31 protein-coding genes and 1 tRNA gene are annotated in these 26,322 nt (G+C 55.5%); 16 read left to right on the top strand and 16 right to left on the bottom strand.

Annotated features, from left to right (window positions below):
* Positions 1-362 precede the first annotated feature (362 nt).
* The 6 genes from BN3911_RS01355 to BN3911_RS01330 all read left to right on the top strand — a co-directional run bounded on the left by BN3911_RS01355 (position 363) and on the right by BN3911_RS01330 (position 5,730).
* Positions 363-1,076, top strand: coding sequence for a PHP domain-containing protein (locus BN3911_RS01355; RefSeq protein ID WP_147578479.1), 714 nt, complete (start codon positions 363-365; stop codon positions 1,074-1,076).
* 98 nt (positions 1,077-1,174) lie between these two features.
* Positions 1,175-2,059, top strand: a complete 885-nt coding sequence (locus BN3911_RS01350; protein WP_066860284.1) for a TolB family protein — start codon at positions 1,175-1,177, stop codon at positions 2,057-2,059.
* A gap of 166 nt (positions 2,060-2,225) precedes the next feature.
* Positions 2,226-2,948, top strand: coding sequence for a hypothetical protein (locus BN3911_RS01345; protein WP_066860281.1), 723 nt, complete (start codon positions 2,226-2,228; stop codon positions 2,946-2,948).
* 18 nt (positions 2,949-2,966) lie between these two features.
* Positions 2,967-4,211, top strand: a complete 1,245-nt coding sequence (locus tag BN3911_RS01340) for a hypothetical protein (RefSeq protein WP_066860278.1) — start codon at positions 2,967-2,969, stop codon at positions 4,209-4,211.
* Positions 4,212-4,391: 180 nt separating this feature from the next.
* Positions 4,392-5,591 (top strand): L-serine ammonia-lyase, encoded by a 1,200-nt coding sequence (locus tag BN3911_RS01335; RefSeq protein WP_074039101.1) that lies wholly within the window; start codon positions 4,392-4,394, stop codon positions 5,589-5,591.
* A gap of 62 nt (positions 5,592-5,653) precedes the next feature.
* Positions 5,654-5,730 (top strand) — tRNA-Pro (locus BN3911_RS01330).
* A gap of 173 nt (positions 5,731-5,903) precedes the next feature.
* On the opposite strand, the gene BN3911_RS01325 is transcribed toward BN3911_RS01330, so the two are convergent.
* Complete coding sequence (locus BN3911_RS01325; RefSeq protein WP_066860273.1) at positions 5,904-6,146, bottom strand: helix-turn-helix domain-containing protein; 243 nt, start codon at positions 6,144-6,146, stop codon at positions 5,904-5,906.
* Between the two features lie 133 nt (positions 6,147-6,279).
* Here BN3911_RS01325 and BN3911_RS01320 point away from each other — a divergent pair, with 133 nt between their 5' ends.
* The 6 genes from BN3911_RS01320 (at position 6,280) to BN3911_RS01300 (ending at position 9,857) form a co-directional block, all read left to right on the top strand.
* Positions 6,280-6,753: an SLOG family protein gene (locus BN3911_RS01320; RefSeq protein WP_066860270.1), complete on the top strand. Its 474-nt coding sequence runs from the start codon at positions 6,280-6,282 to the stop codon at positions 6,751-6,753.
* A gap of 364 nt (positions 6,754-7,117) precedes the next feature.
* Positions 7,118-7,207, top strand: coding sequence for a peptide deformylase (locus tag BN3911_RS17870; protein ID WP_472671528.1), 90 nt, complete (start codon positions 7,118-7,120; stop codon positions 7,205-7,207).
* Between the two features lie 11 nt (positions 7,208-7,218).
* Positions 7,219-7,935: an SDR family oxidoreductase gene (locus BN3911_RS01315; protein ID WP_066860267.1), complete on the top strand. Its 717-nt coding sequence runs from the start codon at positions 7,219-7,221 to the stop codon at positions 7,933-7,935.
* Positions 7,932-8,390: a metallophosphoesterase family protein gene (locus tag BN3911_RS01310; protein ID WP_066860264.1), complete on the top strand. Its 459-nt coding sequence runs from the start codon at positions 7,932-7,934 to the stop codon at positions 8,388-8,390. The genes BN3911_RS01315 and BN3911_RS01310 overlap by 4 nt, the downstream gene beginning before the upstream one ends.
* 61 nt (positions 8,391-8,451) lie before the next feature.
* Positions 8,452-9,135 (top strand): alpha/beta hydrolase, encoded by a 684-nt coding sequence (locus BN3911_RS01305; RefSeq protein ID WP_066860261.1) that lies wholly within the window; start codon positions 8,452-8,454, stop codon positions 9,133-9,135.
* A 2-nt stretch (positions 9,136-9,137) separates the two neighbouring features.
* Entirely contained in the window at positions 9,138-9,857 is a 720-nt protein-coding gene (locus BN3911_RS01300) for a DUF5714 domain-containing protein (protein WP_066860258.1), read from the top strand.
* Between the two features lie 105 nt (positions 9,858-9,962).
* Here BN3911_RS01300 and BN3911_RS01295 read toward each other — a convergent pair whose 3' ends face one another.
* From BN3911_RS01295 to BN3911_RS01285, 3 genes are all read right to left on the bottom strand, one after another.
* Positions 9,963-10,313 carry a DUF2200 domain-containing protein gene (locus BN3911_RS01295; protein WP_066860255.1) on the bottom strand — a complete coding sequence of 117 codons (351 nt, stop codon included), beginning with the start codon at positions 10,311-10,313 and terminating at the stop codon, positions 9,963-9,965.
* 113 nt (positions 10,314-10,426) lie between these two features.
* Positions 10,427-10,756 carry a hypothetical protein gene (locus tag BN3911_RS01290; protein ID WP_147578478.1) on the bottom strand — a complete coding sequence of 110 codons (330 nt, stop codon included), beginning with the start codon at positions 10,754-10,756 and terminating at the stop codon, positions 10,427-10,429.
* 20 nt (positions 10,757-10,776) lie between these two features.
* Complete coding sequence (locus BN3911_RS01285) at positions 10,777-11,085, bottom strand: hypothetical protein (RefSeq protein ID WP_066860249.1); 309 nt, start codon at positions 11,083-11,085, stop codon at positions 10,777-10,779.
* Positions 11,086-11,265: 180 nt separating this feature from the next.
* On the opposite strand from BN3911_RS01285, the gene BN3911_RS01280 reads away from it, so the two are divergent.
* Positions 11,266-11,478, top strand: a complete 213-nt coding sequence (locus BN3911_RS01280) for a helix-turn-helix domain-containing protein (RefSeq protein ID WP_066860246.1) — start codon at positions 11,266-11,268, stop codon at positions 11,476-11,478.
* Positions 11,479-11,669: 191 nt separating this feature from the next.
* On the opposite strand, the gene BN3911_RS01275 is transcribed toward BN3911_RS01280, so the two are convergent.
* The 6 genes from BN3911_RS01275 to BN3911_RS01250 all read right to left on the bottom strand — a co-directional run bounded on the left by BN3911_RS01275 (position 11,670) and on the right by BN3911_RS01250 (position 17,539).
* The gene (locus tag BN3911_RS01275) at positions 11,670-12,782 is read right to left on the bottom strand and encodes a hypothetical protein (RefSeq protein ID WP_066860243.1); all 1,113 of its coding nucleotides are present in this window, start codon (positions 12,780-12,782) and stop codon (positions 11,670-11,672) included.
* The gene (locus tag BN3911_RS01270) at positions 12,746-13,879 is read right to left on the bottom strand and encodes a DNA cytosine methyltransferase (protein WP_066860239.1); all 1,134 of its coding nucleotides are present in this window, start codon (positions 13,877-13,879) and stop codon (positions 12,746-12,748) included. Before BN3911_RS01270 ends, BN3911_RS01275 begins: the two co-directional genes overlap by 37 nt.
* Positions 13,880-13,910: 31 nt before the next feature.
* Positions 13,911-14,114, bottom strand: a complete 204-nt coding sequence (locus tag BN3911_RS01265; RefSeq protein ID WP_066860236.1) for a helix-turn-helix domain-containing protein — start codon at positions 14,112-14,114, stop codon at positions 13,911-13,913.
* Positions 14,115-14,533: 419 nt separating this feature from the next.
* On the bottom strand, positions 14,534-15,727 hold the full coding sequence (locus BN3911_RS01260) for an ABC transporter permease subunit (protein ID WP_066860233.1): 1,194 nt from the start codon (positions 15,725-15,727) through the stop codon (positions 14,534-14,536).
* Complete coding sequence (locus BN3911_RS01255; RefSeq protein ID WP_066860230.1) at positions 15,714-16,628, bottom strand: ABC transporter ATP-binding protein; 915 nt, start codon at positions 16,626-16,628, stop codon at positions 15,714-15,716. The genes BN3911_RS01260 and BN3911_RS01255 overlap by 14 nt, the downstream gene beginning before the upstream one ends.
* Complete coding sequence (locus tag BN3911_RS01250) at positions 16,628-17,539, bottom strand: ABC transporter ATP-binding protein (protein WP_066860227.1); 912 nt, start codon at positions 17,537-17,539, stop codon at positions 16,628-16,630. The genes BN3911_RS01255 and BN3911_RS01250 overlap by 1 nt, the downstream gene beginning before the upstream one ends.
* 161 nt (positions 17,540-17,700) lie before the next feature.
* Here BN3911_RS01250 and BN3911_RS01245 point away from each other — a divergent pair, with 161 nt between their 5' ends.
* Positions 17,701-18,285, top strand: coding sequence for a TetR/AcrR family transcriptional regulator (locus BN3911_RS01245; RefSeq protein ID WP_066860224.1), 585 nt, complete (start codon positions 17,701-17,703; stop codon positions 18,283-18,285).
* Positions 18,286-18,656: 371 nt separating this feature from the next.
* On the opposite strand, the gene BN3911_RS01235 is transcribed toward BN3911_RS01245, so the two are convergent.
* Positions 18,657-18,998 (bottom strand): type II toxin-antitoxin system PemK/MazF family toxin, encoded by a 342-nt coding sequence (locus tag BN3911_RS01235; RefSeq protein WP_187127659.1) that lies wholly within the window; start codon positions 18,996-18,998, stop codon positions 18,657-18,659.
* Position 18,999: 1 nt separating this feature from the next.
* Positions 19,000-20,913, bottom strand: coding sequence for an N-6 DNA methylase (locus BN3911_RS01230; protein ID WP_066860215.1), 1,914 nt, complete (start codon positions 20,911-20,913; stop codon positions 19,000-19,002).
* Positions 20,914-21,267: 354 nt separating this feature from the next.
* Here BN3911_RS01230 and BN3911_RS01225 point away from each other — a divergent pair, with 354 nt between their 5' ends.
* Both BN3911_RS01225 and BN3911_RS01220 read left to right on the top strand, forming a co-directional pair.
* Positions 21,268-21,729, top strand: coding sequence for a hypothetical protein (locus BN3911_RS01225; RefSeq protein WP_066860213.1), 462 nt, complete (start codon positions 21,268-21,270; stop codon positions 21,727-21,729).
* 125 nt (positions 21,730-21,854) lie between these two features.
* On the top strand, positions 21,855-22,352 hold the full coding sequence (locus BN3911_RS01220; protein ID WP_066860210.1) for an NUDIX hydrolase: 498 nt from the start codon (positions 21,855-21,857) through the stop codon (positions 22,350-22,352).
* A 163-nt stretch (positions 22,353-22,515) separates the two neighbouring features.
* On the opposite strand, the gene BN3911_RS01215 is transcribed toward BN3911_RS01220, so the two are convergent.
* The 4 genes from BN3911_RS01215 to BN3911_RS01200 form a co-directional block, all read right to left on the bottom strand.
* On the bottom strand, positions 22,516-24,606 hold the full coding sequence (locus BN3911_RS01215) for a DUF6259 domain-containing protein (RefSeq protein ID WP_066860207.1): 2,091 nt from the start codon (positions 24,604-24,606) through the stop codon (positions 22,516-22,518).
* Between the two features lie 47 nt (positions 24,607-24,653).
* Positions 24,654-25,088 carry an RbsD/FucU family protein gene (locus BN3911_RS01210; RefSeq protein WP_066860205.1) on the bottom strand — a complete coding sequence of 145 codons (435 nt, stop codon included), beginning with the start codon at positions 25,086-25,088 and terminating at the stop codon, positions 24,654-24,656.
* Position 25,089: 1 nt separating this feature from the next.
* Positions 25,090-25,350: a hypothetical protein gene (locus BN3911_RS01205; RefSeq protein ID WP_147578477.1), complete on the bottom strand. Its 261-nt coding sequence runs from the start codon at positions 25,348-25,350 to the stop codon at positions 25,090-25,092.
* A gap of 221 nt (positions 25,351-25,571) precedes the next feature.
* Positions 25,572-26,309: a class I SAM-dependent methyltransferase gene (locus tag BN3911_RS01200; RefSeq protein WP_066860200.1), complete on the bottom strand. Its 738-nt coding sequence runs from the start codon at positions 26,307-26,309 to the stop codon at positions 25,572-25,574.
* Between the last annotated feature and the right edge of the window lie 13 nt (positions 26,310-26,322).

Raw genomic sequence — 26,322 nt, 5'->3', positions numbered from 1 at the left:
TTAGCCTTCCCCTTGAGGGGAAGGGGGACCGCTTGCGGTGGATGAGGTGGAAAGTCTTACTCTCCCCGCAGCGGCAGAATATGGGACAGAAACACCTCATCAGTCACCTGCGGTGACAGCTTCCCCTCAAGGGGAAGCCTTTGAACTTTGCCTTCCCCTTGAGGGGAAGGGGGACCGCTTGCGGTGGATGAGGTGGAAAGTCTTACTCTCCCCGCAGCGGCAGAATATAGGTTAGAAACACCTCATCAGTCACCTTCGGCGACAGCTTCCCCTCAAGGGGAAGCCTTTGAACTTTGCCTTCCCCTCACCCCGCAGCAGCTTTTCCGCATTACAATTTTAAAATCCATCAGGAGACGAAACCCATGAGACCTACAAACGGATATCCCTATCGCTATGAACTGCACTGCCATACCTGCCGGTGCAGCAAATGCGCCCACAGCACCCCGGTAGAAATGGCCCGTGCCTATTATGAAAAAGGGTACGCCGGCATGGTCATCACCGACCACTTCCTCCGGGGCAACACGGCTGTGGATCCCTCCCTGTCCTGGGAGGAGAAGATGAACTGTTACCACAATGCCTATCTGGAAGCCGCGGAGTATGCGGACGGCAAGGATTTTCACGTGCTCTTCGGCCTGGAACACCAGTACGGCGGCGGCAAGGAAGTGCTCACCTACGGCATTGACCTGGAATTCCTGCTGTCCCATCCCTGCCTGGACCAGCTTCCCCTCAGGGAGTATGCCCAGCTGGTGTGGGACGCGGGGGGCTTCCTCTCCATGGCCCATCCCTACCGGGGCGCAGCCTATATCGACAGTACCATAGGCCCCCAGCCGGACTGCCTGGACGGCGCGGAGCTCTTCAATTTTTTTAACACCGGTGAGGAAAACAAAAAAGCCGCCCTCCTGGTGGAGCAGCACCATCTGCTGCCCACCTCCGGCGGGGACGTCCACGACGCGGAGAGCGACGCCGTGGGCATGGCGGGGGTTGCCCTGCCCCGGCCGGTTACCGGCGGGAAAGAGCTGGCGGAGCTGCTGCGCAGCGGGGATTACCGGCTCATCATCAACGGCGAGCTGGTCTGACCGGGCTTCCCAAAACAGAACAGGCAGGAGACGGACAAAGACCGGGCCGGCCGCCCGGCTTCCTGCCCGAAACTTATATAATAGGAAGGAGCATTGCCATGCAGGTTTTCACTGAAAAACGCGGCTTTTCGGAGAGGGACGCACTCTCCACCCTGGAGGCCGTGGACGTCTCCACAGGGGAACGGAGCGTCCTGAAGGAGTTCGATCATCTCATCGAGGCCCCAAACTGGCTTCCGGACGGGGACCGGATCCTCTATAACGCGGGAGGCAGCCTTTGGATTTTCCGGCTCTCCACCGGAGAAAGCCAAAAGCTGGACACAGGCTTTGCCGCCTGCTGCAACAACGACCACGTGCTGTCCCCCGACGGGCGCTCCGTGGGCCTGAGCCACGGCACAGCGGAGGACGGCTGGTCCCGGGTGTACACCGTGCCCCTCTCCGGCGGAGTCCCCCGGCTGATCACTCCCATCGCCCCCAGCTACCTCCACGGCTGGTCTCCGGACGGGTCCACCCTGGCCTACTGCGCGGAGCGAAACGGTGAATTCGACATCTACACCATTCCCGTGGAGGGCGGCGAGGAGACCCGCCTCACCTTCGCGCCCGGCCTCAGCGACGGCCCCGAATACTCGCCGGACGGAAAGCAGATCTGGTTCAACTCCGTGCGCAGCGGCCTGATGCAGGTCTGGCGCATGAACGCCGACGGCAGCGAACAGACCCGCGTCACCTGGGAGGAGGGGAGCAACTGCTGGTTTCCCCACCTGTCTCCGGACGGGAAGCAGGTGGCCTACATCGCCTACAAAAAAGGCGACGTGGCCCCCGGAGACCACCCGCCCCACAAAAACGTGGAAATCCGCCTGATGGATGCGGACGGCGGAAACGGCAGGGTTCTGTGCAGCCTGTTCGGCGGCCAGGGAACCCTGAACGTCAACAGCTGGTCCCCCTGCGGCAGGAAGCTTGCCTTCGTCAGCTATACGCCAATCAGTTGATTTTTTTTTAAATATTCTATTGAATATATAATAAGTTAGTGATAATATATAATTGTAAATTCCTTTTTAGATACATTGTTTATGATGGAAGAGGTGATACCAATGGATTCATTTGGACTTCCGAAGATAAACCCCCTTATGTTTTCTCAAGAAAGGAATATTTATCATGAAACTTAGAAAAGTGCTTGCATTAACTCTGGTATTAGTTTTTACAATTTTATCCAGCGGTATAACGGCTTTGGCTGCTTCACCAACTATAGAAGATTTGTCAAAAAAAGAGGAGAGAGTACTCTGGACGGTAAATGAAATACAAAATCCGGATACTTTGATTTCCAGGGCCAAGTTGGGAATTGATGAATTAGCAGATAATTTAGGCATAGAAGCCAAATCAACCATCGAAACTACGGGAAACATACTTGCTGAGAATCATGTTACCTCTCAGCTACTTCAACGCAAAGCAATTGATAATAAGCAAATTGATACTTATGCGGTATCATCTGTTGCTAGGTATGTCACATCTCACCAAGGGCAGAATACTGGCTATGGCTCTACTCTTGTGGCTACGCTATACTTAAATACTATAACAGTTAGTGGACATACTGAAATATGTTTGCTTTATACCCACGATACTGTATATGGTGGGGGTGCCGCACGTTTAGTTATGAGTAACGTAATTCGTGTCGAAGCTGGTGGTGCAGTATATAATACTTCTGACATTTTTTCCTATCCAAGTGGAAGTTATACTTTGTACCCCAACCAAGCTGGACTCTATATCATGGGCGGAACTGCTTTTGTAGGATTAAAGGATTATTTGTTTTTTGATAATGGTGGTTCTATCAAAGTAGAGTTCACAGTGAACCCTGCGGGAATAGTTACACCAAATCCATAGCATTTTTTGGTTCCTCAAATGAAAAATCATAAACTTTTCTGCCCTGATTATGTCCTTTTTTCCCTAATCCTTCTTTTCATTCTGGGTGGGTGTTCCGGAGGCCCCGCGGGCAGCGGCGCCTCCGGGCCGCCGTCCCCTGCCGCTTCCCCGGAACAAACCGCCTCCGGGGAGCCCTATGAATTTGACCGGGGAGATTTTCTGGCCCGGTACCAAGAGGCCCTGGACCGGCTCTCCCAGGGCGCGCCGCCTAGAAATCCCGCCCCCGCTGATCCGGCCGGGACCGGCTTTGCCGTGGTGTCTCTGGATCAGGAGGTCTATGGGGTGAGCCGTTTTGCCTTTCTCCCCCTGAGCTGGCGGGACCTGACCGACGAAGAGCTTCTCTCACTGGCTGCCGGGATGGACGGCCTTCCGGCGGGCGACCTGCTCAAGCCCTCCCATTCCCGCACCGGCCTGCAGGACAGCGCCGGAGAGCTTCCGCTTCTCCGGCAGAGCCGGGAGCTCAGCCCCGGGGAAGAGAGCCGCCTTCCCTTTCTGGAACCCGGCTACCTTTACGAGGGGAACAGGCAGGACCGCGATCCGGAGGAGGGTCCCGCGCTTTTCCGGCTTTCCCCGGAGGAGGAAAAAGAATTTTTTGCAGTTCTGCCCGCAGAGGACATGAGCGGCGACGGGCTCCTGCGGTATCTGGACGCGGTGTATGGAAATATGCCGAATTCCTATTGGATTCCTCTGGAGGGGGAGCTTGCCTATGAGGAGCTTCCGGGCGTGCTGGAAGAAGCCGCTGACCGGTTCCAGCTGGGCGCGCCTCCCCTTCCCCCCTACTTGGCCTTGCTGGTCCCCATGGACGGCCTCACGGAAGAGCCCAGGGACCCGTCCCGGGACTATTGGATGGTGACGCTGCTCTATCCCTCCGGCAGCCAGTATGCGGTCTCTCTGCGGGCGGACACCGGGGAGCTTTCCGCCTGGGTCCGCTGGCCCCAGGGCTTTTACATGGACGGCGGAGCCTCCGCCTCCCCTGCCGCTTCTTCCGGGGCCGCCCGCTCCGAAGAAGAGCTGCAGGCCTCTGTTGCGGCGTATGCGGCGGAGGTTTTCCCCCAAAGCGGCGGTGTTCTCTCCATCCGCGGGGAGGACGGGGAGGTTCCTTCTCCCTATTTCGGCCCATGCCGCCGTTTCACGTTGGAACTGGAGGACGGGACCAGCCTGCTGCTCACCGCGGCGAAACAGGACGGCTCCCTCTGCGCCATGACTGTCCTCCAAACACCCTGAAAGAAGGGAACGAAAAACTGAGGGCCCGCCCTGGAAAGGGGCGGGCCCTCGCGGCCTGTTCCCCAAACTGCGCGGGGAAATCTTTTGCGCGGGGAAACCTTGTTTTTTTGCAGGCAGTGTGGGATAATAAACCCCGACGGCGGAGAACCGCCGATTACCTTTTTCCGGGAGATTGTCAGCATGGAATCACTGAGAGAACTGTACCGCATTGGGAGAGGGCCCTCCAGCTCCCACACCATGGGACCCGCCTCGGCCGCCGCCCGGTTCCGGGAGGCCTTCCCCCAGGCGGACAGCTTTCAGGTTACGCTCTATGGCTCCCTGGCCAAAACAGGCCGGGGCCATTTGACTGACGTCGCAGTCAAAGACGCCCTTGCCCCCTATAACACCTGTGTGGTTTTCCATACGGAGGCCGCTGAGCTGAGGCACCCCAACACCATGGACCTGGAGGCTTTCCGGGGTGGGGAACGCCTGGGAGGCTGGCGGGTGTACAGCGTGGGCGGTGGAAAGATTGAAATCGAGGGCCAGCCCTCCACCGCCCCCCAGGATGTCTATTCCCTGAGCACCTTTTCCCAAATCCGGGCCTACTGCGAGGAGAGGGACCTGCGCCTCTGGCAGTTCGTGGAGGAAAGCGAAGGGCCGGAAATCTGGAATTACCTGATGGACGTGTGGAAGCAGATGAAGGCGGCGGTCTATGCCGGGCTTCACACCGAAGGGGTGCTGCGGGGCGGGCTGAGCGTACAGCGCAAAGCCAAGTACCTGATCCGGCAGCGGCATATCGACGAAAGCGCCGAAACCCGGGAGAACCGGATCGTCTGCGCCTACGCCTTTGCCGTCAGCGAGGAAAACGCAGGCGGCGGCGTCATCGTCACCGCCCCCACCTGCGGCGCCTCCGGCGTGGTGCCCGCGGTGATGGTCTACAAGCAGGAACAGCAGGGCTTTTCCGATACGGAGATGGTCCGCGGCCTGGCCGCCGCGGGGATCATCGGGAACCTGATCAAAACCAACGCCTCCATCAGCGGAGCAGAGTGCGGCTGCCAGGCGGAGATCGGCAGCGCCTGTTCCATGGCCGCCGCAGGCCTGGCGGAGCTGTTCGGCATGGATCTGGACCAGATTGAATACGCCGCCGAGGTGGCTATGGAGCACCATCTGGGCCTGACCTGCGACCCCATCGGCGGCCTGGTGCAGATCCCCTGCATCGAGCGCAACGCCGTGGCCGCCATGCGCGCCATCAACGCCCTGAGCCTGGCCAATTTCCTCACCCATACCCGGAAAATCAGCTTTGACATGGTGGTGAAAACCATGTATGAAACCGGCCGGGACCTGTTCAGCAAATACCGTGAAACCAGCGAGGGCGGCCTTGCGAAAATGTATGCCGAATAAAGGTTGACACCAGCCGCATTCCTGCGCTATAATGATCATTGCCCCGTCACCGGGGCACACAGCGAGGTGTAGCGCAGCCCGGTAGCGCGCCTGCTTTGGGAGCAGGATGTCGCAGGTTCGAATCCTGTCACCTCGACCACACCTGCGGTGCGCAAATCGCGCACCGCAGGTTTTTTCTATTTTCCTGCCTATCTGCCCGCGTTTATGGCAGGCGTCTGTTTTATCAGCATTCCCATGAGCATCTCGTAAATAAAGGACAAACTTTCATAGAGAACAGCCTTCCCGTGGGAAGGCTGTTCTCTATTATCGTTATTATTTGATTTCCTGTTCCAGTTCATCGAACTCCGGCGTGGTGAAAAACTCGCCAAGCGTCATGTCCAGGGCGTCGCAGAGTTTTTTGATCGTCGCCACTTCCGGGCTTTTGCTTTTCGGCCCTAAAATACTGTATATGGTAGACGGGTTGATTCCAGCCATATTCCCAAGCTCATTCGGAGCGATTGTGCGTTCCTTGCAAAGCTGCACAATTCTATTGGCGATTGCCTGTTTGACAGTCAAAAGGCGCTCCTCCTCTCACGACATATCCAATTTATATTCTAAAATTATCTGGGATATGTCGTGCTGGATATATCCAGTGTCGTTATTTTATGGTATAGTACTGGATATATCCCACACGAGGAGGTTATCAATCATGAAAGATAAAACCTGCTGTTTTACAGGGCATAGGCCGGAGAAACTGAAAAGGAACGAAACGCAGGTCAAAGAGGCTCTGGAAAGGGCAATTGAAGCTGCGGTTTCACGCGGATTCACGCACTTTATCTCCGGCATGGCGCGGGGTGTCGATCTATGGGCGGCACAGTTGGTGCTTGAACTGAAAAAACAGAATCCGGACGTAAAGCTTCTCTGCGCCGTACCCTATGAGAACTTTGAAAAAAGGTGGTCGCCGGCATGGCGGCAGTGCTACCATGACGTGTTGGCAGCGGCGGATTACAAAAAAGTGTTTTATCCGTCCTTTTCCTATGCCGCGTTTCAGGAGCGAAACCGTTGGATGGTGGACCACAGCGCTCTGGTAATCGCTGTCTGCAATGGGATGCAGGGCGGCACGCTCAACACCATCGATTACGCTGAACGTCAAAACGTAAGGGTTTTTATGATTCCAGGATAATCGTCTGATTTGGAACTTCATTTTTTTAAACAAATCCGGGTTTTGTATGTGTGCAGAGCGTCACGCTCCCTGCAGGATAACTGCACTTGTCAAAGGAAAACAGCGGAAAAGAACCTCTCACCCGGTACTTTCCTCCACACATCTCAGCCCGTGTCCCCTGTCAATCCCCCGGCCAAGGCCGTGTTTTCCCATACCGCTTCGCCGTATCTTGTGAAGAAACGCCCTGGTCCCCTTGCTCCCCGCCCCGCAACCATGTATAATGCAAATTGACAGGAACCGGAAAAGGAGGGCCGCCTCCCCGCGGATTTTCTTGCCGGGCAGCCGTTTCACAGCGCCCGTCCCATGCCCGGGCGCTGTCCGGGGCATGCCGCAGAGCGGCCCGGGAGAACGCGGCGGCTGGACGGCTCAGATCATCCAGCACGAGCTGGACCACTGCGAAGGCATCACCATTTAGGAGGAACCGTTATGTTTCAAAATCGGGTCGCCGTCGTCACCGGCAGTGCAAAGGGGATTGGAAAAGCCATTGCGGAAGAATTCCGCAATGCAGGGGCCAGGGTGTGCGGCATCGACATTCTGCCCAACGAGTATTACGTGGGAGACCTGGGCGACAAGGCCGTTCTCGAGGACTTTGCCCGTCAGGTCATAGCTGACTGCGGCCACGTGGATTACCTCATCAACAACGCCCCGCCCCTGATGAAAGGGCTGGACCAGTGCAGCTACGAGGAATTCAGCCGCGCCCTGGGGGTGGGGGTCACTGCGCCCTTTTACCTGGCCAAGCTGTTTGCCCCTCACTTCGCCCCCGGGGCGTCCATCGTGAACATCTCCTCCTCCCGGGACCGGATGAGCCAGCCCCAGACCGAAAGCTACACGGCGGCCAAGGGCGGTATTTCCGCCCTGACCCATGCCCTGGCGGTGAGCCTGTCGGGGAAGGTGCGGGTAAACTCCATCTCCCCCGGGTGGATCGACACCGGGGACGCCGTCTGGGAAGGCCCGGACGCGGTCCAGCAGCCTGCGGGCCGGGTGGGCAATCCGCTGGACATTGCCAATATGGTCCTCTACCTCTGCTCCCAAAAGGCGGGCTTCCTCACCGGCGAGAACATCTGCATCGACGGCGGCATGACCCGCCAGATGATCTACCATAACGACTTCGGCTGGACGCTGGAAGGGGGCGCCGTCCTGTGAAGCTCGCCATCCTCTCCGACACCCACGGCCTTCTGCGGCCCCAGGTAGCGGAGCAGCTGAAAACCGCCGACGCCATTCTCCACGGCGGGGACATCAACAAACAGGGGATTGTGGACGAGCTGAGACAATACGCCCCCCTCTACGTCGTCCGGGGCAACAACGACAAGGACTGGGCAGAGGCCATCCCCCACCACCTGACCGTCACCCTTGGCGGCGTGACCTTCTATCTGGTTCACAACAGGAAAGAACTCCCGGCGGACCTCTCCGGCATTGACGCGGTGGTATTCGGCCATTCCCACAGGTATCTGCAGGAGGAAAGGGACGGCATCCTCTGGCTCAACCCCGGCTCCTGCGGCCCCCGGCGCTTTCATCAGGAGATCACCATGATGACGGCGGAAATTGCGGACGGAAAGCTCCGGGTTAAAAAGCTCGCCATCCCCCACGAGACCACATGATGAAGCAAGGGCCAGCTTCCTCCGCGGCGTGGAATCAGAAAACGGAAAGAAAGGTATCAGGATGAAAGCAGAGCAGTTTTCAATGGGCGGCGTGCCCGCCGTGTTGTACGGAGACCCTGCAGACCAGGGCTATCTGTTCCTCCACGGACAGATGGGCCGCAAGGAAGAGGCGGAGGATTTTGCCCGGGCGGCGTGCCCCAGGGGGTACCAGGTGCTGTCCATCGACCTGCCCGGCCACGGGGAGCTCCGGAGCGGGGAGCTGACCCCGTGGGAGGCGGTTCCAGATATCCAGGAGGCGCTGGGCTGGGCAGAGCGCCGCTGGGAAGCGGTCTCCCTCCGGGCCAACAGTATCGGGGCATATTTTGCCATGCTTGCCTTTGACGCCCCGGCCCGTGCCCTGCTGGCGTCTCCCATCCTGGACATGGAAGGGCTGATCCTGACCATGCTGGGCTGGGCCGGGGTGACGGAAGGACAGCTGCGGGAGCAGGGGGAAATCCACACTACCTTTGGGCAGACCCTGTCCTGGAAGTACCTGTGCTGGGTGCGGGAGCATCCCGTTTTCAGCTGGACCTGCCCTGTCAGCATCCTCTATGGAGGCCGGGACAACATGACGCCCCGCCGGACCGTGGAGGACTATGTCCGGCGTCACAACGCCGGGCTCACCGTAATGGAGAACGGGGAACACTGGTTTCACACCCCCGGTCAATTGGCCGTGCTGCGGGCATGGGAAGAAAGGGAGGCCTGAAAATGGAAGAATGCCTGATCTGTCAAGCGCCGCTGGAATACCTGGCACAGGACGAGGCCATGGAGTGCGCGGTCTGTCACAAAAAAGAGCCCAGCAAGACCCGCTGCGTCAACGGGCACTATGTATGCAGCGACTGCCACACCCAGGGCATGGACAGCATTTTCGGCCTGTGCCTCTCCGAAACATCCGCCGACCCCGTGGCCGTCATCCGGCGGATGATGGATTTGCCCTTCTGCCACATGCATGGCCCGGAGCACCATGTGATGGTGGGCGCAGCCCTGCTCACCGCCTACAGGAACGCAGGGGGTCCGCTGGATTTGAAGGAGGCCCTCCGGGAGATGTACAGCCGGGGCAGGGCCGTCCCCGGCGGGGCCTGCGGCTTTTGGGGCGCCTGCGGGGCGGGAATCGGCGCCGGGCAATTTCTGGCCATTGCCACCCGGTCCACCCCTCTGGCCCGGGAGCCCTGGGGTCTGAGCAACCGGATGACCGCCCGCGCCCTGGAAAGCATCGGCAGGGTGGGCGGCCCACGGTGCTGCAAGCGGGACTCCTGGCTGGCCATTCTCGCCGCCGTGGACTTTACCCGGGAGCATCTGGGAGTGGAGATGGAGCGAACCGTCCCCGTCTGCCCTTACAGCAGTCAAAACAATCAATGCCTGGGCGGCCGCTGTCCCTTTTCTGCGGACGGGAACCGGGAAGGCGCCGGCCCTCAGGGCAGGCTCTGACCGCATCGGCACAGACAGCAGCCGCCCGGAGCATCCGAATTGCCGGATGCTCCGGGCGGCTGTTTCCGCATGTTCTCCTTCCGGTTCCGCAGCCCCGGCAGGCCCTTATTTCCGCAGAATCTGCTCCATGGCTTTTCCCTTGGCCAGCTCGTCTACCAGCTTGTCCAGATACCGGATGTCCCGCATCAGCGGGTCCTGGATTTCCTCCACCCGGACGCCGCACACCCTGCCGTGAATCAGCGTGCGTCTCGGGTTCATGGCCGGGGCGCTGCGAAAGAATTCCCCGTATTCCGTGCCGGACTGCTCCATCCGGGCAATGGCCTCCGGGGTGTATCCGGTGAGCCAGGCGGTTACCTGATCCACTTCCTCCCGGGTGCGGCCCTTTTTTTCCGCCTTGCTTACCAAAAGGGGATAGAGCTTTCCAAAGGGCATTTTTGTCACATCAGCGCGGGGCATAGCGGCTTCTCCTTTCCCAGGCTGTCCGCCCGGCGGTCCCTTCCGGGACTTTTTGATTCCATCATAGCATACACGGCCTTTGCCGGCAACTGTGGAAACAGCCTTCCCGGTTTTTACCGATTCCGGAGGGAATCCCCCCTCAAATATCCGTTTCCCTCCGGATTCTCCCGGAGCAAATCAAACAGGAGGACCGCCCCCGCCCTGAGACCGATTTCCAGAAAGACAGACTGGTTTGCCGCCAGGGCCCCGGTCAATTTGTCCACCGCTTCGTCAAGGGCTTTTCCGTCCGGGAAAGTCTTTTCCAGCAGCTTCCAAATGGGCCTTTCCTCTTCCTCCAGGCGCTGTCCATAGGGGCGGCTGTCCTCGTCCTCATACCAATTGTCAAGGCCTGTCCCGTCCATAAGGAAAGAGCGCAGCTGCTGTATGTGCGCACGTTTCAGCATTTGTGTAAAATCCTCCATCCTCACTCCCCCGCAAAGGCCGCCTTCAGGTTTTGGCATACCTGCGCGGCCAGTATCATGCCCGCCTGCAGGCCGATTTCCATGTAAACATCCTCAACCGTGCCCACATACTCAAAAAGCAGCCTGACCATTTCCTCGTATTCCTCCCTGTCCGGGTATTCCCGGCTCAGCCGGGCAACCATACGCTCCTGTACGCAGTCAATCCGTTCCTTGTATGGGCGCGGGTCTACGCCGCATTCGCCGCCGCGCAGGAGAAACTCCCGGATCTGCTGGAGATCCGCCCTCAAAAAGATTTCATCCATATAGTTCATAAAAAATTTACATCTCCCTTTTTCCGTTTTAGCGTGGATTATTCCACTTGTTATTTTAATACTACACGTTTAAAGGGAACAAGTCAAGAGGATATTTCCATTCTTAAGTGTGATTTTATTTTTCCAATTTGATTCTCCCATAAAAACGTGTATAATTTTAAATAAAGGCGGTGAAGCAATATGGGTATGGCACTTAAAATTAAGATAATACTTCTTGAAAGAGGTATGACGATAAAGCAGTTAAGCGAAAAGTTAGGATACAAGGGAAACAATCTATATAACAAACTTGACCGAGATAATTTATGTGAAAAAGAATTACGCGCCATAGCGAACGCACTTGATTGCGATTATGACGGTATTTTCACCTTCAGGGATACCGGAAAGCAGATATAAAACAGCCAGAAAAGGGGTGGAATCAATCCACCCCTTTTCCTTGTTCTAATAAATGCATTTAATTGGCTAAGCCGTATATATTTCTTACGGCTTAGCCAATTAAAAACCAAGTTTTATATGAAGTATAATTTACGGCAAAACGAAGGATGTATACCGCTGCTGTATTGGCTCATCCATGTATCGGTTACTGCTTACACAGTTAATCGGTTTGCAAGTCTTTTCTTTGTCAGAGCTGTTATCAAAACATTTTTAGGGGGACATATGGATGCGAGAACAATATCCTGAAAACATGGATGAACATCTTCACCGTTGTTTGCTCGGATTGGCCCCGCATATAAAGTCGAGTCACTCAATGAAACTGTTTTTGAGTTTTCCGGCTGCTTGTAATTATTTCCATAAGAGAACGCTAAAATATTGACTTCGTCAGTATGCCCAGATATGAATTTCTTCAAATCCAAAGCGGTACTTGCCGAAATGTAATCGGCAAGTAAATCCTGTAATACCCAGATGGTTTTGCCATTCCAGGCCATAGCCGCCTGTGATTTTACTATAAGCTGACTTGCCATCCTTGCCCATACCTGTCTGTAATTTATGCCGGGTGCAAGATGATGTTTTCCAAGCATACAATCTTCAAATGCCTGCGGGATACAGCTTCGTTTATCCTTGTTGCCACCAGATGTGCTTGACGTCATTACTTCGATGATGACAGGGCTCCCTATTGGGAAATCTTCAATATAAGTTTCTCCGTTGCGGAGTGCAAACGTATGTCCGCTATGGCGTAGGTTCTTTTGCAGGACACTCCATTTAAGCCCCGTAGCTTCAAGAGCTTCCGCCTTACTCGCTCGTCCTAACGGCATCATCACATAATCAAACGTGTAATCGAAGGCTGATGTGTCCGTATCATCCTCTTCATTCGTATACTTCACTTTTGCCTCCGCCCAAATCCCGACAAGAGTACCCTTTGGATAATCGCATTTTTCTAAGAGTTTCGTCTGTGTTTCGCCCTTAATAATCGCTTCATCAGCCTTGTGCCCCATATAAAGCAAACGGCGCGGGCAAATAATCCAAGGTGAAGTCCCATCCGAAATCTGAATTGAACATACGCCAGAGGGAACACGGGTCATGCCGGGAAAACATTCTCCCAACTCCGGATGTTCTCTCAAATCTATATCGGCCATATAACGGTTGCCGCCGCCATCACAAGTATCAGAAATGAAAGGGCAAAATGCACGCCTGCGCGACTCCATAATTTCTGGACTGTTATCGTTTATGGGATATCCGAGCAATTCATAGATTTTTGGCATTCTAATACCTCCTTAACTTTTTCCGCAATAGCACGGGCGAGCGGCGGCGGCACAGAATTGCCAATTTGGCGATGTTGATCCAAATCTCGTACCGTACCTGTGCGCCCTCTTATCGGCCCGCGTAATACATAATCGTCCGGATAACCATGAATACGCATATACTCTCTCGGCGTTAAATATCTATCTTCGGTAGGATGGTAAAATATTTCACCGCCCCGAAGGGTATTCGACGGCTTGTTTCGGTCTAACCTCAAAAACTTAGTCGTATCTTTTTTCGTCAGTCCACATATTTGCTCTTTGGGCAATTGAGTTTGTGACGAAAGGTTTTTGCCCTCCGGTACTCCGTGAATTCTTTCTCTGTCCCGTGCCGGAGTAACATCATAATGGCTATCGTCCGGTATCTCGCTTGTTTCCCCTTTACGAACAGGATTACGGATCCCTTTTATTGCTTCTCCAACGGTGGTATAAGGGAGCAGCGCGAAAAGGCTATCACACCTTTCCGGCTTGTCATGTGTAGGGTCAGGGAACTTAAAGCCATTCGGCTTCTTTGTTGCAACGATAAAGACACGCTCTCTGAGCTGAGGGACACCGTACTGCGCAGCAAGCATAACTCTCCATTTTGGCACATAATCCATTTCCTCAAGTTGCGCAACGAATGATTCAAATACGCCGCCGCTTTTTCCAGACAAGTCCTTTGCAGTAAGTAATCCTTTGACCTGTTCCATCATTATCGCTCTTGGCTGGATAGCTTCGGCATACCTTATCATCTGGTATAAAAGCAAGCCGCGCTCATCCTCCAAAGATTTTTGTTTTCCTATTTGAGAGAACGCTTGGCAGGGGGGGCCGCCAAACAGTAAATCGACTTGACCCGCCTGCAGTTCAATCTCTTCAAGGATTGTACCGGGGCTAAGCTCTCGTATATCACCCTCATATACAAGGGTATTTCTTTTTTTCCTTTTAATGTTTTCCCTAAGGGTAGCACAACAATTCTTGTCGATTTCAACACAAGCCTTAATATCAAATCCTGCTTGCAAAACGCCGACATCCATTCCGCCTGCGCCAGAAAAAAGGGATATTGCCTTAAGTGTCTCAGACATTTTAACCTCCTGCATTTTGCAATATCATACTCTACTCAAAGATGAATTCTGTAATGTCGCCAATATTGCAGTTGAGTGACTTACATATTCGGTAGAGTATTTCCATCGAAACATACTCGTCTTTGCTCAGTTTTGCAAGAGTAGTCGTACTAACACCGGCAAGCTCAATCAAGTCCGTCTTTTTCATCTTCCGGTCTATTAAGATTTTCCAGAGCTTATTATAATTAGCAGCCATATCCTCGCCTCCTGCTTTTTAGTATATTGTAGCACCTCCTTGTGAGCCAAACAACGCATAAGCGGAAAATTTTTATGAGTTCGCTGATTAATAGTGTGATAATGCGTTTTCCTCCTTGAAAATTGCTTTGCTCTTTTGCTTGCCGCTCTCCGTCGTTCCCCGCTGTACGGCACGGCAGGCCGGGAGGACAGCCGCCCGTTCGTGTTGTGATTTGTAACCGTCGTTTTATGGGCAACCGACTAAACCGGCGGGCCATTTGCGGCGCGGCCAGGGCGCGTCTATGAGAAAGGCGGCGCTCCAAAAAAGGAGCGCCGCCCGCCGTAGCCTGCATGACAAAAGGCTTCAAGTTTCGTTGGACAGTGAGGCCATGTATTCGGTTCTCGTATTTTTTTCCTGTCCGCTCCGTTCTCCGCCGCGCCTTACAGGGGCAAATCTTTTTTCGAAAACCTGACGGCGCCCACCGCATAGCTCACCACTGCGACAGCAACCAAAACCAGCAGTTTCCAGACAAAGGCGGTGTCCACGCTGCCTGTGCCGATGGTCGCCAGGGCATCCACATCGTACAGGCCCACCAGCGTCAGTTTGTTGAAGATGCTCAGTTCCTCAACGCCCATGCCGGTGTTGACCATATTTTCCGAACCAAACAGGCCGATCATGGACGCGAGGAAAAACCAGACCGCCAGGCCGCCGCCGAACGCCATTGACTTTTTGCTTTGCGAGAACAGACAGCTTCCCATATAGCACAGACCGCAGACCGCCTCCACCAGGATGTACATCCCGATAAACAGGGCCACCATCCCCGCCACGTTCACTTCATCGTAAAACAGGAAGGAGGTCCCGATCCGGGTTGCGCCTACAACGCCGATGATCAGCAGCGGCACCACAAGCAGGAATACCATCTGTGTGACGGCCACGGCGGAACGTTTTGTGGGCGTAGACAGCACATATGCCATGGAGCCCCGGTCCACCTGATCCGCGATCAGGGAATTTGCCAGAATGACGATGAGAATGAAAATGGGAAGCAGGCCCATTGCCGTATAATACATCTGGTTCATCATGGACGCCGGGTCCATTTCGCTCATCTTCTCCACAAGATCCGGGGCAACGCCCATCATATCCAGCGTGACGGTAAGCATTTCAGACACCGTCAGCTCTTCTTTGCTGAACACGCCCTCCGACTGTTTTAAAGCATATGCATATTCAAACTGCTCCACATATTTTTCAAGGCCGATTCCTGACTGCGATAATCCGTCAATGGCGGATTGAAATCCCTCCACGCTCAAATCCATACCGGCCTGGGCATTGAGCATTTCAAACGCCGTTTCATACGCCGCTTCATTCTTCCCTCCTGCAAAATCCTCATAGGACAGTTCCTGCTGCGCCATTGTATCATAGGCTGCAAGCCCGCCGAGATAGGTATAGAAGCTTTCCTGGTACTCCGTGACGTCCACGTCGGATTTTTCCGTCGCCATCATACTCATGGCATAGTTCATCACGTTTCCCAGCAGCACCATGATGAGCAGGATCGCAAGGCACAGCGCCCAGTTGGATTTGATTGTCTGCCCCATCAGCGGCCTTGAGAAAAATCTTGCCGTCTTTTTAGTTGTTTCCATTTTGAGCCAGCCCCTCCTTATATGCGCTCATAAACTGCTGCTGCAGCGAGCGGTGGATTTCCTGCAAATTTGTAATCTGACAGTCCTTCAGCGAAAGGAACAGCGCGTCCAGCTGCGATGTCCTGCACTGGACCGTTAAGCTCTTTGCATCCCTGCTTTCGGCTGAGAATTCCGTGTTTTGGAGAAAACGCTGCTTTTCCCCCGCCTCCCCAAATTCGATGATGAAGTTTTTCACAGCCGGATGGCGCAGATCGTACAGGGAAACCGTATCGATGATACGCCCGTCCTTAATCATGGCAACCCGGTCGCACACCGCTTCGATTTCCTCGAAAATATGGCTCGACATAAAGATGGTATGGCCCTTCTGCTTTTCCTCCCGGACCAGCCCCAGAAACGCCTCCCGCATCAGGGGATCCAGGCCGGTGGTGGGTTCGTCCAGGACGAGAATCTCTTTTTCCCCCATCAGGGCGGCGACAATCGCCGTCTTCTGCTTCATCCCCTTGGACATCCTTTTCAGGTTGGCGGTGGGGTCCAGCTGCAGAAGCTCAATGACGTGGTTCATATATCCAAAATCCGTCACCCCAAGGTACTTTGCCTGTGTTTTCAGGAACTCGGTCCCCGTTTTCAGCGCGGGGAAGGCAATTTCACCGGGAACATAGCTGACATGCTTCATGATCACGGCGGACTCTTTCCAGGAATCCAACCCGTTTACGGTGGAAATGCCGCGGTCCGGCCTGATGAAGCCCATCATATTGCGGATGGTCGTTGTCTTCCCGGAACCATTGGTTCCCACAAAGCCGAAAACCTCGCCTTTATGGACCTCGAGGTCAATCTCAAAAACGCCCCGGCCCTTGCCGTAATCTTTGGTCAGTCCGCTTGTCTTTATCACAACGTCTTCCATCACTTCACCCCCTCAAATACTTTATCCTCATGATAAAACTGCATGAAGTAATCCTCCAGCGAGAAGGGGAACTCCGTAAAGTCGTTGATGTGGAATTGGGAAATATCCGCGAGAAAGGAAGGGATTTCGCTGCTTTTGAGCTGAATCCTGGCGCGGAGCTTATACTCGTTCACAGAGGTAAAATGATAGGGATGGGAGATGAACTCCTTCCACTGGCTTTTCTCCGCAAAGGAAACCCTGTAAATTTTGTCGCTTTCCCGCTTCAGCACCTCGGGGTCAAATTCCGAAACGATTCTGCCATCCCGGATAATTGCGATCCTGTCGCAGGAAGCGTCTACCTCATGGAAAATGTGAGAGGATAAAAATATGGTTTTGCCCCGTTTCTTTTCCTCAAGGACATAATCAATGAAGATCTCCTGCATAATCGGGTCAAGGCCGGAGGTGGGTTCGTCCAAAATCAGTATTTGGGGATCGTGCAGGAAGGCGGTTACCACCGCCAATTTGCGTTTTGTACCCAGGCTCATCTGCTTCAGGCCGATATTGGGATCCAGCTCAAACCGTTCCAGCAATTTTTCCAGGTAGGAGGTATCCGTCAAGCCTCTCATCTTCTTCTGCATTGCCAGAAACTGCGTTCCCGTCATTCCGGCAGGCAGGGCAATTTCGCCCGGCAGGTACCCCACCCTGCGCTGAAGCTCCGCCGAATAGGTCCAGCAGTCCTTGCCGTCAATGACGGTGTTCCCGCCCTGCGGCTTTGAAAATCCCATCAAATGCCTGATGGTCGTGCTCTTTCCCGCCCCGTTTGGGCCGAGAAATCCAAAGCACTCTCCTTTGTCCACACGGGCGGATACATCGAACACGCCGCGGCCGTGCCCGTAGTCTTTTGTTAATCGATTGACTTCAATTACCGACATCCGTATCGCTCCGATCTTCTTCTTGATTTGTGCAACAGTATGTTGTAGGATGCCATTATAAAAGAATCCGCCCGGTTCATCAAGCAACAATATGGAACACACTGTTGCTTGATGATTCAGACGGATTTCAGTAAAGTAAAAGAAAGGGAGGGGAGAATGCCGTGAAAAAGCAGCCGGAAATTACCGCCGCTACAAGGCGAAAAATCATGGATGCGTTCTGGACGCTCTATAAAGAAAAAGCAATTGAAAAAATATCCATTGCCGAAATCACCCGGATTACCGGGAACAACAGAGGGACCTTTTACCACTATTTTAAAGATGTGTATGCGGTTTTAGAGCAAATTGAGGCCGATTTGCTTCAGCAGGTGAACAGGGAGGTAAGCGAGGCCTTCCGCAATTCTCCTTATGCTGCAGGCGAAAGGGATCTCGATTGGCTGTATTCCGTCAGTATGCCGATTTTTAAAAGGCACGAAGAGAAAATTTTCACGCTGCTTGGAAAAAACGGGGATCCGAAATTCACAGGGGTATTTCGGGAAAGCATCCGGGCCATCTTGATTGAGTTTTGGAATATGCCGGATGGAATTGAACACCTGGACTATCTGATGGAATATGCCTACTCAGCCATGATCGGGCTGATGGCCAAATGGTATGAAAACGGAAACGACGTGACCGACGATGAATTTTTTAGGATGGCGCAGGGCCTGGTGGCAAAAGGCATCTTGGGTTATTTGGAATGGCATCCGTAATCCGCATGCCTTATAATAGAATTAAGAGGGGAAAAACAACCCGCGGCGGGGAGCGGGACTAAAGCGGGGATTCCCACCCAACGCGGGATGGGAAAGGGACGCCGCGCCGCAGGATAGAGGAACCCGCAGAAAGATAAAAGGCCTCCCGGTACGTTGTACAGAACGTACCGGGAGGCCTTTTCGTATGTGCGGAGCCACGTGCCAGCCATCGCCGCATCGCCCGTCCCGCCGGCGCTGCGCGGGCCGGGTGGAGCATGGCAAAAAATTAGCGGGCACACAGGCGTATTCGGCATTCTTCCCCTCTGGTTTTGCAGACAGCACGCCCTGTGCGCCCCTGGAAAGGGAGGCCGCAGGGCAGGAGCGGCGGAGCTTCAGGCCGCGTCCGGGCTGAAGTACTGGGCCAGACAGGTGAGGATCTGCTCCAATTCCTCCGTGCCCCGGATGGAGCCGATCCGCCCATTCAGAGAAGCCTTTTCCACCAGGCAGACCTGCTCGATCAGGGTGGTGCTGGGCTTGTGGAGCCCATACCCCATGATCGTGATATGCCTGAGATTCCGGGGCTTATGAGGGTTGCCCGTCAGCGGCACCACATGGGCAAGCGTGGAATTCTGTTCGCATTTCACCACGATGACGGGCCGCATCTTCCGGATTTTGTCGCTGTCCCCGCCCGCGCCCAAATCGCACCAATACATATCGCCTGTCTGAATTGTCACATCAATCATCCTTTCTTTTCCATACACCGTCCAAACCCATTTTCTGATACAGCCTCCCTTTTTCCAGATTGAGACAGTGATATAACCGCCGGAGCTCTTCCTCGATCCCAAGGCGGACCGAGTCAAATTCTGAAATACATTCCCGCTGGACCTCCAGAGAAACCTGGGGAACGGGCATCCGTTCCAAATCAGAATTTTTGAGCGTGATGATAGACGTCCCTATCTGCCTGCTTTTCAGATAGGCCAGCCCGGCGGGGCTGTTCAGGTAACAGAGCAGGAATTCCGGGGAATAGACCGACTGTTTCAGCCGGATCCCGATGAAATTCAGCGAGAGCAGGACGTTTTCCGTGCCTTCCGGCACAAGGCAGGTCTTGATCTGCGCGCCCTTGCAGGACACCAGCACATCTCCCGGCCGCACCAGGTACCGCCCGACCTGGCCGTCGGCCCAGCACTCCTTCAGGCCTTCGGTACACAGCACGCCGTCCTGAACGTCGGCGTAATTGATGATCCGGTAGGAGTCCCCCGCCCCGCTGGAAAGCCGGGAACCGTTCACCCCCCGGTAGATTTTTTCCGCCATGTCCCCCAGGCTGGGCCAGCCCCGCATGCGTGCAAAATCCACATTCAGCATTCCCAGTTCCGTCTCCACCCAGGGGTTGACCACATACCTGCTGGGCAGCAGGACGCTGTCGTTCTCCTCGATTTCCCCCATGCTCACGGCACGGCTGTAGGGCGTGTCCGTTTTTTCCTTCAGCAGGGCGGTGATTTCTTGAATTAGTTCCTCATCCAGCTGCGAAGCCACCCGGGCGGCGCTGACGTTTCGGAACATGCCCTCCGTCTGCACCATCAGGACGTCTGTCCGGTCCGGGTCTCTGCCCCTGTCCAGCACCAGCAGGCTGAGCGGCGTGGCGGTGTAGGGCAGGATGTGGGAGGGCAGAGTGATCACACAGTCGATGCAGTTGGTTTCCAGAAGCCGCCTGCGGATCCACCGGGCGGAGTCGTTGAACAGGGAACCGGTGGAAACCGCAATAATTCCCCGGCCCTTCTCCTTCAGGGAGGCCAGCTGGTGCTGCACGAAGAGCCACTCCGCGTTGGAGCGTGGCACAGGTCCCCCGGAAAACCTGCGGTATTTGTCCCAGGCAAGCTCCCTCTCCGCTTCTCCCCAGGGCAGGCCCAGGGGGGGAAACATAACGGAGTAATCAAAGGAGGCCACCGTATTTCCCACAGTGTATGCAGGAGCCGTGAGCACGTCCCCGCCGCGTACGGTAAAGTCCTCCAGCCCGTTGAGATAGGCGCGCACGGTGGAAACGGCGCAGAGCACGTCCAGCTTCTCCTGGGCGAAGATGTTCAGGCCGCCCCCATGCCCAGCGGCGTACCGCCCCGCCTCCATGCAGGTGGAGCCCAGCCCGGACGTGCCGTCATAAAAGGCGCCGTTTTTGGGGGCTAAAATCTCCATGCACAGCCGGTTGACCGGGAGAGGGGTGTCGATGGGCGCCGGGATCACCAAAGGATAATAACCGGTGATCAGCTGCTCCGCCAGCTCCCGGAGCTCTTCCCTGCCAGGACGCTGGGAAAACAGCTCCGCAACAAGGGGGCCGACCTCTGCGGTGAGCCTCTCATTTTGCTCCAATTCCCGCACCGCCTCCCGCAGCCCCTTGGGCGCAGCCGGAAAGATCAAGTCGTAGACCAGGTCCCGGGCATAAAGCGTATTCTGGGAACCGGCGACCTGAAGCCAGTAATCATAGGTGAAAGGCCCGTGTGCCTCCCCGCTGGGGTAACCCCTGCTTCCGGCAATCACATACGCGCCCAGGCAGACGATCAGCATGTTGTGAAGCATGTCCAGCTGAACCGCCCTGCCCCTGGAAAACGACTCCAGCAGGCTCTTCGCCCTGCCTCGCGCAACTTCCTCTCTGTTCATGTCGTCCTCCGTAGTAATAAAAATACTCTTTTATAGAATTTTGTCGTTATCTTTTCTTTCTTTAGTATTATCATAGCACGGCAGGGAATATTTGTAAATATAAAAGTTTGTTTTTCTGGCAAAAAGGGTCAGACCGTAAAAACGAATAGGCTCTGTTAATAAGTAATTATATTACTCTATATCATCTTTCAGTCTGACAGCGGAGGACAGGCATATCTACCATGGTTTGCCGGAGTACTCCCGCTGTGATATAATAGCCGCAGAAACATACAGCGCATGCGGCGGGCTGGAACTCCCGGAAGCTGGGGAGCGCGGCTCGCCCACCGCAGGTGGCAACGACAGGAGGTTTTCCCTATGGAAAAAGACGAACTGAACAGGTTATTTGAAACCTGGTGCCGCAGGCTGAGAATCACCCCCGGCTGGGATGTAAAATTGGAATTTTCTGAGGATCCTTCCTGGAACAAGACCGGAGACTTCAAGGTGGACTGCGATGACCGGAAAGCCATCTTCTTGCTGAACATCGCAAGCCCGAAGCAGGAAAATCTGGAAGAGGTGATCGTCCATGAGCTGCTTCACCTGAAGCTCTACCCCCTTGACCAGGTGACGGAATCCCCGATTGTCAGCCATATGGAAGAGGGCAGCGCCGGGTATCAATTTGCCAGCCGCCAGTTTTTCCAGGCGCTGGAACAAACCGTGGAGGAGCTGGCCAAATGCTTCCTGCTGGAATTCGGCGAGAACAGGGAGCTTTCCTTCGGGAGGTGCGCGGGAAGGGCCTCCTTCGACGAGCTCTACCGCGGGTTGAAAAATATTGAATAGCAGGCTGCCCGCCTCCCCTCGCCGGAACGCCTTTCCGCGCCGTGGGAAAGGCGTTTGCCCGCTGAACTCCAAAAAGGCCCGCAGGTTTTCCTGCGGGGCGAATAAAGAAAGGAAGGGCTGTGCCAATGATAAAGCGCTCCTGCATGACCACGCTCTGCTATGTGGAGCGGGACGGCAGCTATTTAATGCTGCACCGCAATGTGAAAAAGGATGATGTCAACGAGGGAAAATGGATCGGCATAGGCGGCCATTTTGAAGAGGGGGAAAGTCCGGAGGAATGCCTTTTGCGGGAAGCGCGGGAGGAAACCGGCCTCACCCTCACCTCCTTCCAGTTCCGCGGGCTCGTCACCTTTTCCCAGGCTGGCTTCGGAACGGAATACATGTGCCTCTATACCGCGGACGGCTTTACAGGCGAGCTTCGGGACTGCGACGAGGGCAGGCTGGAATGGGTGAAAAAATCGGAGCTGGGCGGCCTGAACCTGTGGGACGGAGACAGGATCTTTTTAGACCTTCTGGCCGGCGGCGCGCCCTTTTTCTCCCTGAAGCTCCGCTACGAGGGGGACTCCCTGCGGGAGGCGGTCCTGGACGGCAGACCGCTGCCAGACAAGGTTCAAAAAGGGTGAGCGCCCTGACAAACGCTCACCCTTTTGTCGACCGTAAACAGAATTTTCCAAACCAGGCGGAACCGGCCGTGCTTCAAAGAAAATGATAAATAAGACATTGCTTTGGGCATTGCCTTTTCGTAAAATCCCAGCCGATCTTCCTTCCTATTCCAGCCTCCGGCGTTCAGATCACTGCGGCGGCGGAACGGGGCGGGATGACAAACCCGGACTCAAAGGGGGTCAGCCCGCTGTCGTCAACCAGACGGTACCGGCTCAGCTTCCGGCCGTTCTCCAGGCTGGGCAGTACAAAGACGGATTTTTCCTCATCGTAGTTGCAGATGACCATCCCCTGCCTGCCGCCGGCGTTCTGGTACACGGCGTAGGAATCGAGGGTTCCCCCGTCGCCGAGCTGTACGGAACCGCCCAGCCCGCCGCAGAACCTGCCGTCCCAAAAGTACTCCCGCAAATCGGTGCGCAGGGCGTCCATCTTCTGGCCGTAATCCACGGTATCCGGGTAATCGGAAAGCATGCCCTTGAACATGTAGGGCTCGTAGCTGATGATATACCGGTTCAGCAGGCACTGGTTGATCATCCCCCGGTCGTTAAAGCCGGTAACCGCCGTCATGATATTGCCGTCGGGACGGATGTACCGGCTGACCGGCTTGTGATCCCGGCCCCAGGTACGGGCGTAGGACAGGTCGTAGTAATTGTGCTGGAAATCGTAAACAGCCTCTCCGGCAATCAGGAACTCCCTGTCCTTTACCATTTCCCGGAAGCCCTCGATCAAATCCTCGTCCCAGCCGTAGGAGGACGCGCCGTACCGGTGGCCGTGGCTGGTGTCAAAGCAGCACAAGGTGGGGGAATGGTGCAGGCATTCGTCGTACAAAATGCCGTCCGCGCCCAGCTCCACACACTTTTGGAACTCCGCGTTGCAAATTTCCCGGTATTTTTCAGCCCCAAAGCACATGGGGATAAGCCGCCGGGTATTGACGTTGGTGAGCTGGGACAGGGTCATGTACTGGTAGCCCTTATACACGTAATAATTCTGGTAGGGGTCCTTGATGGCCAGCTCCTTGTACACGTCCTCAAAGTCCTCATTGGACTGATCGGCCCACACAAACTTGGCGAATAGGACGAGCTTGATGCCCATCTCCCGGATTTGCCGGATGGCCTCTTTCAGCTCCTCAAAAGTTCCCAAACGGGGGTCCGGGGTATGGGAGGGGTTCCCCCTATCCTGGCCTCCCTGGTTCCAGCCCACCAGCTGGATGGCCTTGACGCCGTATTTTTTGCACTCTTCTCCTATTTTAGGAAGGTCCTTAAACCGGATGCGCAGCTCGTCCTCCGGAGAATTGATGTGGATCTGCAGCCAGGAATGGGGCTCCTTCGCCCAGGCGGGCGTCTGGGCAGGCAGGCGGTTCCACTGTTTGCTCACCTTGGTGTAGCAGGAAGCGCCGGTATGCCAGCTGCCCCGGTAGGCCTCCATGGAGAAAGCCAGCAGGTCAAAGTCGTCCCCCGGGGCCACAAAGGGCAGGTGGCCGACGGCAAAACGGGTGTAAGCGTCCTTTCCCGCCGCAGTGTCTTCCTCAAACACTCGGAAATCATTGGAATTGCGCCACCCGGGCAGGTATTCCGCGTGCCAGGTAGCCGCCTCCATCCGGCGCTCGGCAACGCCCAAATACAGGCCGTTGCCATTGTTGTCCGAAATCAGCCCAAAGGGGTTCATGGGCGGATTGATGTGATCCTCCACGCACAGGGTGGGATAATCCACGCTGTGGGTTCCCTGGCAGTTGGGGAAAATGGGGTACATGGAGTAGGTCTTCATGGCAATATAGCTGCCATGTTCAAATTTCATGGATTCACAGTTGTTGGTGCGGTACAAATCCCCGATATAGGGATAGTACACGTTCTCAATCAGGCAGCCGGACCTGTTGGAAAGGTGCATCCGAAACACGGCCTGATCGTTTTCAACGGCGCACTCAGCGGTAACCTTCACATCCATTTTTCCGCCGAACTCAGTGGTAATGCTGTCCCAGGTAAAGACAATTCTTTCATCTGTGCACTCACACCGGGGCGCGTCCGGCTGCTTATGGCCCCAGGCCTCGTTGTTGCGCTTCCCCTCCAGGGGCAGCATCATCCGCCAGGACAGGCCCAGCTTGGGCCGCTTGATCACATTCCAGTTGGACGCTTTGGAATACAGCTTGACCAGGGAGCCGCTGCTCCTGTCAAAGCCCAATACCAGGCTGCTTGTTTCCAGGGTGACAATCTCAGGTTTCATTTCATTTCGCTCCTTATCTATGGTTTTCCCGCTAAGGCCGCGCACGGTTATTTCACCACGCCCAATTTCAGAATGATGTTGGAATATTTTTCCCGTTCACCGGTTGCCACCACCGCCACTGCGGTCCTGGCCCTGGCGTAAAACTCCTGGCGGCTCAGGAAGGAGAAGCCTGTAAACGCCTTTTCCTCGTCATACCGTTCCAGCAGGTCCCGGTATTTGTTCCAGACGGCGGGTTCCTCCCCTTTTCCCGCCACAACGGACATGAGGACCGCGTTTTCCTCCACATAGTCGTCCAGGGGGAAGAAGGGCAAAATAGAAGCCAGCAGATTCTCAATGGTGTCTCCTTCTGCGTGAACCACCCTTTGCCCCATGGATTCCGCCGGGAAATTGGCGTCGCCGAACACAATTTCGTCCCCATGGCCCATGCGCATCAGCACATCCATCAAATCGGGGGTAATGTTCCTGGGAATATGGCGCAGCATTTCAGCAGCCCCCTTTCTCAGCCTGGGGCACGCCGGGATGATTGGAGAAGTGCTTCAGCATGACCAGGGGCTCAAACTCCGAATGGTTTTCCACCCGCACGTCCCGGCCTGCCGCAGGGGCGCCCACATAATATTCGCCGGCGCTCAGCCGGCCGTTCATGAACCGGGTGATACTGGAGCGCCCGCAGAGCACAAACACCGGGACAAGCCGGAGAATTCCCCCGTTTTTTTCGTACACGTTCCTGGTTTTATCCTGCATCATTACAAATCCTCCCTAAATGTGTAATCTGAGCCTTTCACCGAACCGCTGGTAAGCCCGCTCACAAACTGCTTTTGGAAACCGCCGCAGACAGCCGGTTGTAGTCCGCCAATCCCCACAGCCGTCTTCTCTCTGTTTATTCTCCATCCAAAAAACGTCTGCATGGTTTTAAAAGGAGATTCTCTCCGCTTTTCCTCTCTGCTTTCCGGAAAAACTGGTTTTCTTCAAAGCTTTCTGGCCTTGAGCGCAAAGGTGAGGGGCAGCAGCCTTGCTCTTTGGGCCTGTTCGCTTTCCCCCGCCAGCAGAGCCTCCTCGGGCTCTTCCTCCAGGCGCTCCACGGCAAAGCCCGCTCCTGCCAGCGCGTTGATGTAGGCGGAAAGCGTCCGGTCCGACAGGGTCAGCTCCCCGCCGCAGAAATCAGCGGGCACCGTATACCAGGACCCGTCAAAATAGGATTTCTGAAAGACGAACCTGTCCCCCTCCCTTTGCACGCATTTGTGGATGGGGTGGGACCAGCTGAAAAGGAAAGTCCCGCCTTTTTTCAGGCAGGAGGCAATCCTGTGGAAGGTCCCCTCCAGATCAGTGGTCCAGCCGATGGCATAAATGGAATAGACCAGGTCGAAATACGCCTCGGGCAGGCCGCATTCCTCCTCCATCGGGGCGCAGACCAGCCTTGCCTTCATGCCCCGGGCCGCCAGATTCTCTTTTGCCCTTTCCAGCTGCTCCGGGGAGAGGTCCAGGCCCCAGAGTTCAGAAACGCCCCGCTCCCCCATATAGCACAGGGACTGCCCGTTCCCACAGCCGATTTCCAGCACCTTTTTCCCCGCCATATCCTCCAGCAGGCGGCACTTCTCCTCCGAAAGGAACGCCCCGTACCGGGGAAGCACCACAGCCCCCAAATAGCGGTTTCCCTCCGTATCCCAATACAAACCGTTGATCCTGTGCACGGAATTCTGTTCCACGCCCCACCGCCCC

The sequence above is a fragment of the Neglectibacter timonensis genome (assembly GCF_900048895.1).
Classification (GTDB): domain Bacteria; phylum Bacillota; class Clostridia; order Oscillospirales; family Acutalibacteraceae; genus Acutalibacter; species Acutalibacter timonensis.
The sequence above is the reverse complement of the archived record's forward strand: the minus strand, read 5'-3'. Positions and strand labels throughout refer to the sequence as shown.

Excerpts from the sequence above, each read along its gene's own strand:
- BN3911_RS01300 (WP_066860258.1), top strand. The coding sequence starts at position 9,138 with ATGGAAGAATGCCTGATCTGTCAAGCGCCGCTGGAATACCTGGCACAG.
- BN3911_RS01290 (WP_147578478.1), bottom strand. The coding sequence starts at position 10,756 with ATGCTGAAACGTGCGCACATACAGCAGCTGCGCTCTTTCCTTATGGAC.
- BN3911_RS01215 (WP_066860207.1), bottom strand. The coding sequence starts at position 24,606 with ATGAAACCTGAGATTGTCACCCTGGAAACAAGCAGCCTGGTATTGGGC.
- BN3911_RS01305 (WP_066860261.1), top strand. The coding sequence starts at position 8,452 with ATGAAAGCAGAGCAGTTTTCAATGGGCGGCGTGCCCGCCGTGTTGTAC.
- BN3911_RS01315 (WP_066860267.1), top strand. The coding sequence starts at position 7,219 with ATGTTTCAAAATCGGGTCGCCGTCGTCACCGGCAGTGCAAAGGGGATT.
- BN3911_RS01250 (WP_066860227.1), bottom strand. The coding sequence starts at position 17,539 with ATGTCGGTAATTGAAGTCAATCGATTAACAAAAGACTACGGGCACGGC.
- BN3911_RS01320 (WP_066860270.1), top strand. The coding sequence starts at position 6,280 with ATGAAAGATAAAACCTGCTGTTTTACAGGGCATAGGCCGGAGAAACTG.
- BN3911_RS01355 (WP_147578479.1), top strand. The coding sequence starts at position 363 with ATGAGACCTACAAACGGATATCCCTATCGCTATGAACTGCACTGCCAT.
- BN3911_RS01260 (WP_066860233.1), bottom strand. The coding sequence starts at position 15,727 with ATGGAAACAACTAAAAAGACGGCAAGATTTTTCTCAAGGCCGCTGATG.
- BN3911_RS17870 (WP_472671528.1), top strand. The coding sequence starts at position 7,118 with ATGCCGCAGAGCGGCCCGGGAGAACGCGGCGGCTGGACGGCTCAGATC.
- BN3911_RS01265 (WP_066860236.1), bottom strand. The coding sequence starts at position 14,114 with ATGGCTGCTAATTATAATAAGCTCTGGAAAATCTTAATAGACCGGAAG.
- BN3911_RS01335 (WP_074039101.1), top strand. The coding sequence starts at position 4,392 with ATGGAATCACTGAGAGAACTGTACCGCATTGGGAGAGGGCCCTCCAGC.
- BN3911_RS01205 (WP_147578477.1), bottom strand. The coding sequence starts at position 25,350 with ATGATGCAGGATAAAACCAGGAACGTGTACGAAAAAAACGGGGGAATT.
- BN3911_RS01285 (WP_066860249.1), bottom strand. The coding sequence starts at position 11,085 with ATGAACTATATGGATGAAATCTTTTTGAGGGCGGATCTCCAGCAGATC.
- BN3911_RS01350 (WP_066860284.1), top strand. The coding sequence starts at position 1,175 with ATGCAGGTTTTCACTGAAAAACGCGGCTTTTCGGAGAGGGACGCACTC.
- BN3911_RS01255 (WP_066860230.1), bottom strand. The coding sequence starts at position 16,628 with ATGGAAGACGTTGTGATAAAGACAAGCGGACTGACCAAAGATTACGGC.
- BN3911_RS01275 (WP_066860243.1), bottom strand. The coding sequence starts at position 12,782 with ATGCCAAAAATCTATGAATTGCTCGGATATCCCATAAACGATAACAGT.
- BN3911_RS01340 (WP_066860278.1), top strand. The coding sequence starts at position 2,967 with ATGAAAAATCATAAACTTTTCTGCCCTGATTATGTCCTTTTTTCCCTA.
- BN3911_RS01230 (WP_066860215.1), bottom strand. The coding sequence starts at position 20,913 with ATGAACAGAGAGGAAGTTGCGCGAGGCAGGGCGAAGAGCCTGCTGGAG.
- BN3911_RS01280 (WP_066860246.1), top strand. The coding sequence starts at position 11,266 with ATGGGTATGGCACTTAAAATTAAGATAATACTTCTTGAAAGAGGTATG.
- BN3911_RS01270 (WP_066860239.1), bottom strand. The coding sequence starts at position 13,879 with ATGTCTGAGACACTTAAGGCAATATCCCTTTTTTCTGGCGCAGGCGGA.
- BN3911_RS01225 (WP_066860213.1), top strand. The coding sequence starts at position 21,268 with ATGGAAAAAGACGAACTGAACAGGTTATTTGAAACCTGGTGCCGCAGG.
- BN3911_RS01210 (WP_066860205.1), bottom strand. The coding sequence starts at position 25,088 with ATGCTGCGCCATATTCCCAGGAACATTACCCCCGATTTGATGGATGTG.
- BN3911_RS01220 (WP_066860210.1), top strand. The coding sequence starts at position 21,855 with ATGATAAAGCGCTCCTGCATGACCACGCTCTGCTATGTGGAGCGGGAC.
- BN3911_RS01345 (WP_066860281.1), top strand. The coding sequence starts at position 2,226 with ATGAAACTTAGAAAAGTGCTTGCATTAACTCTGGTATTAGTTTTTACA.
- BN3911_RS01295 (WP_066860255.1), bottom strand. The coding sequence starts at position 10,313 with ATGCCCCGCGCTGATGTGACAAAAATGCCCTTTGGAAAGCTCTATCCC.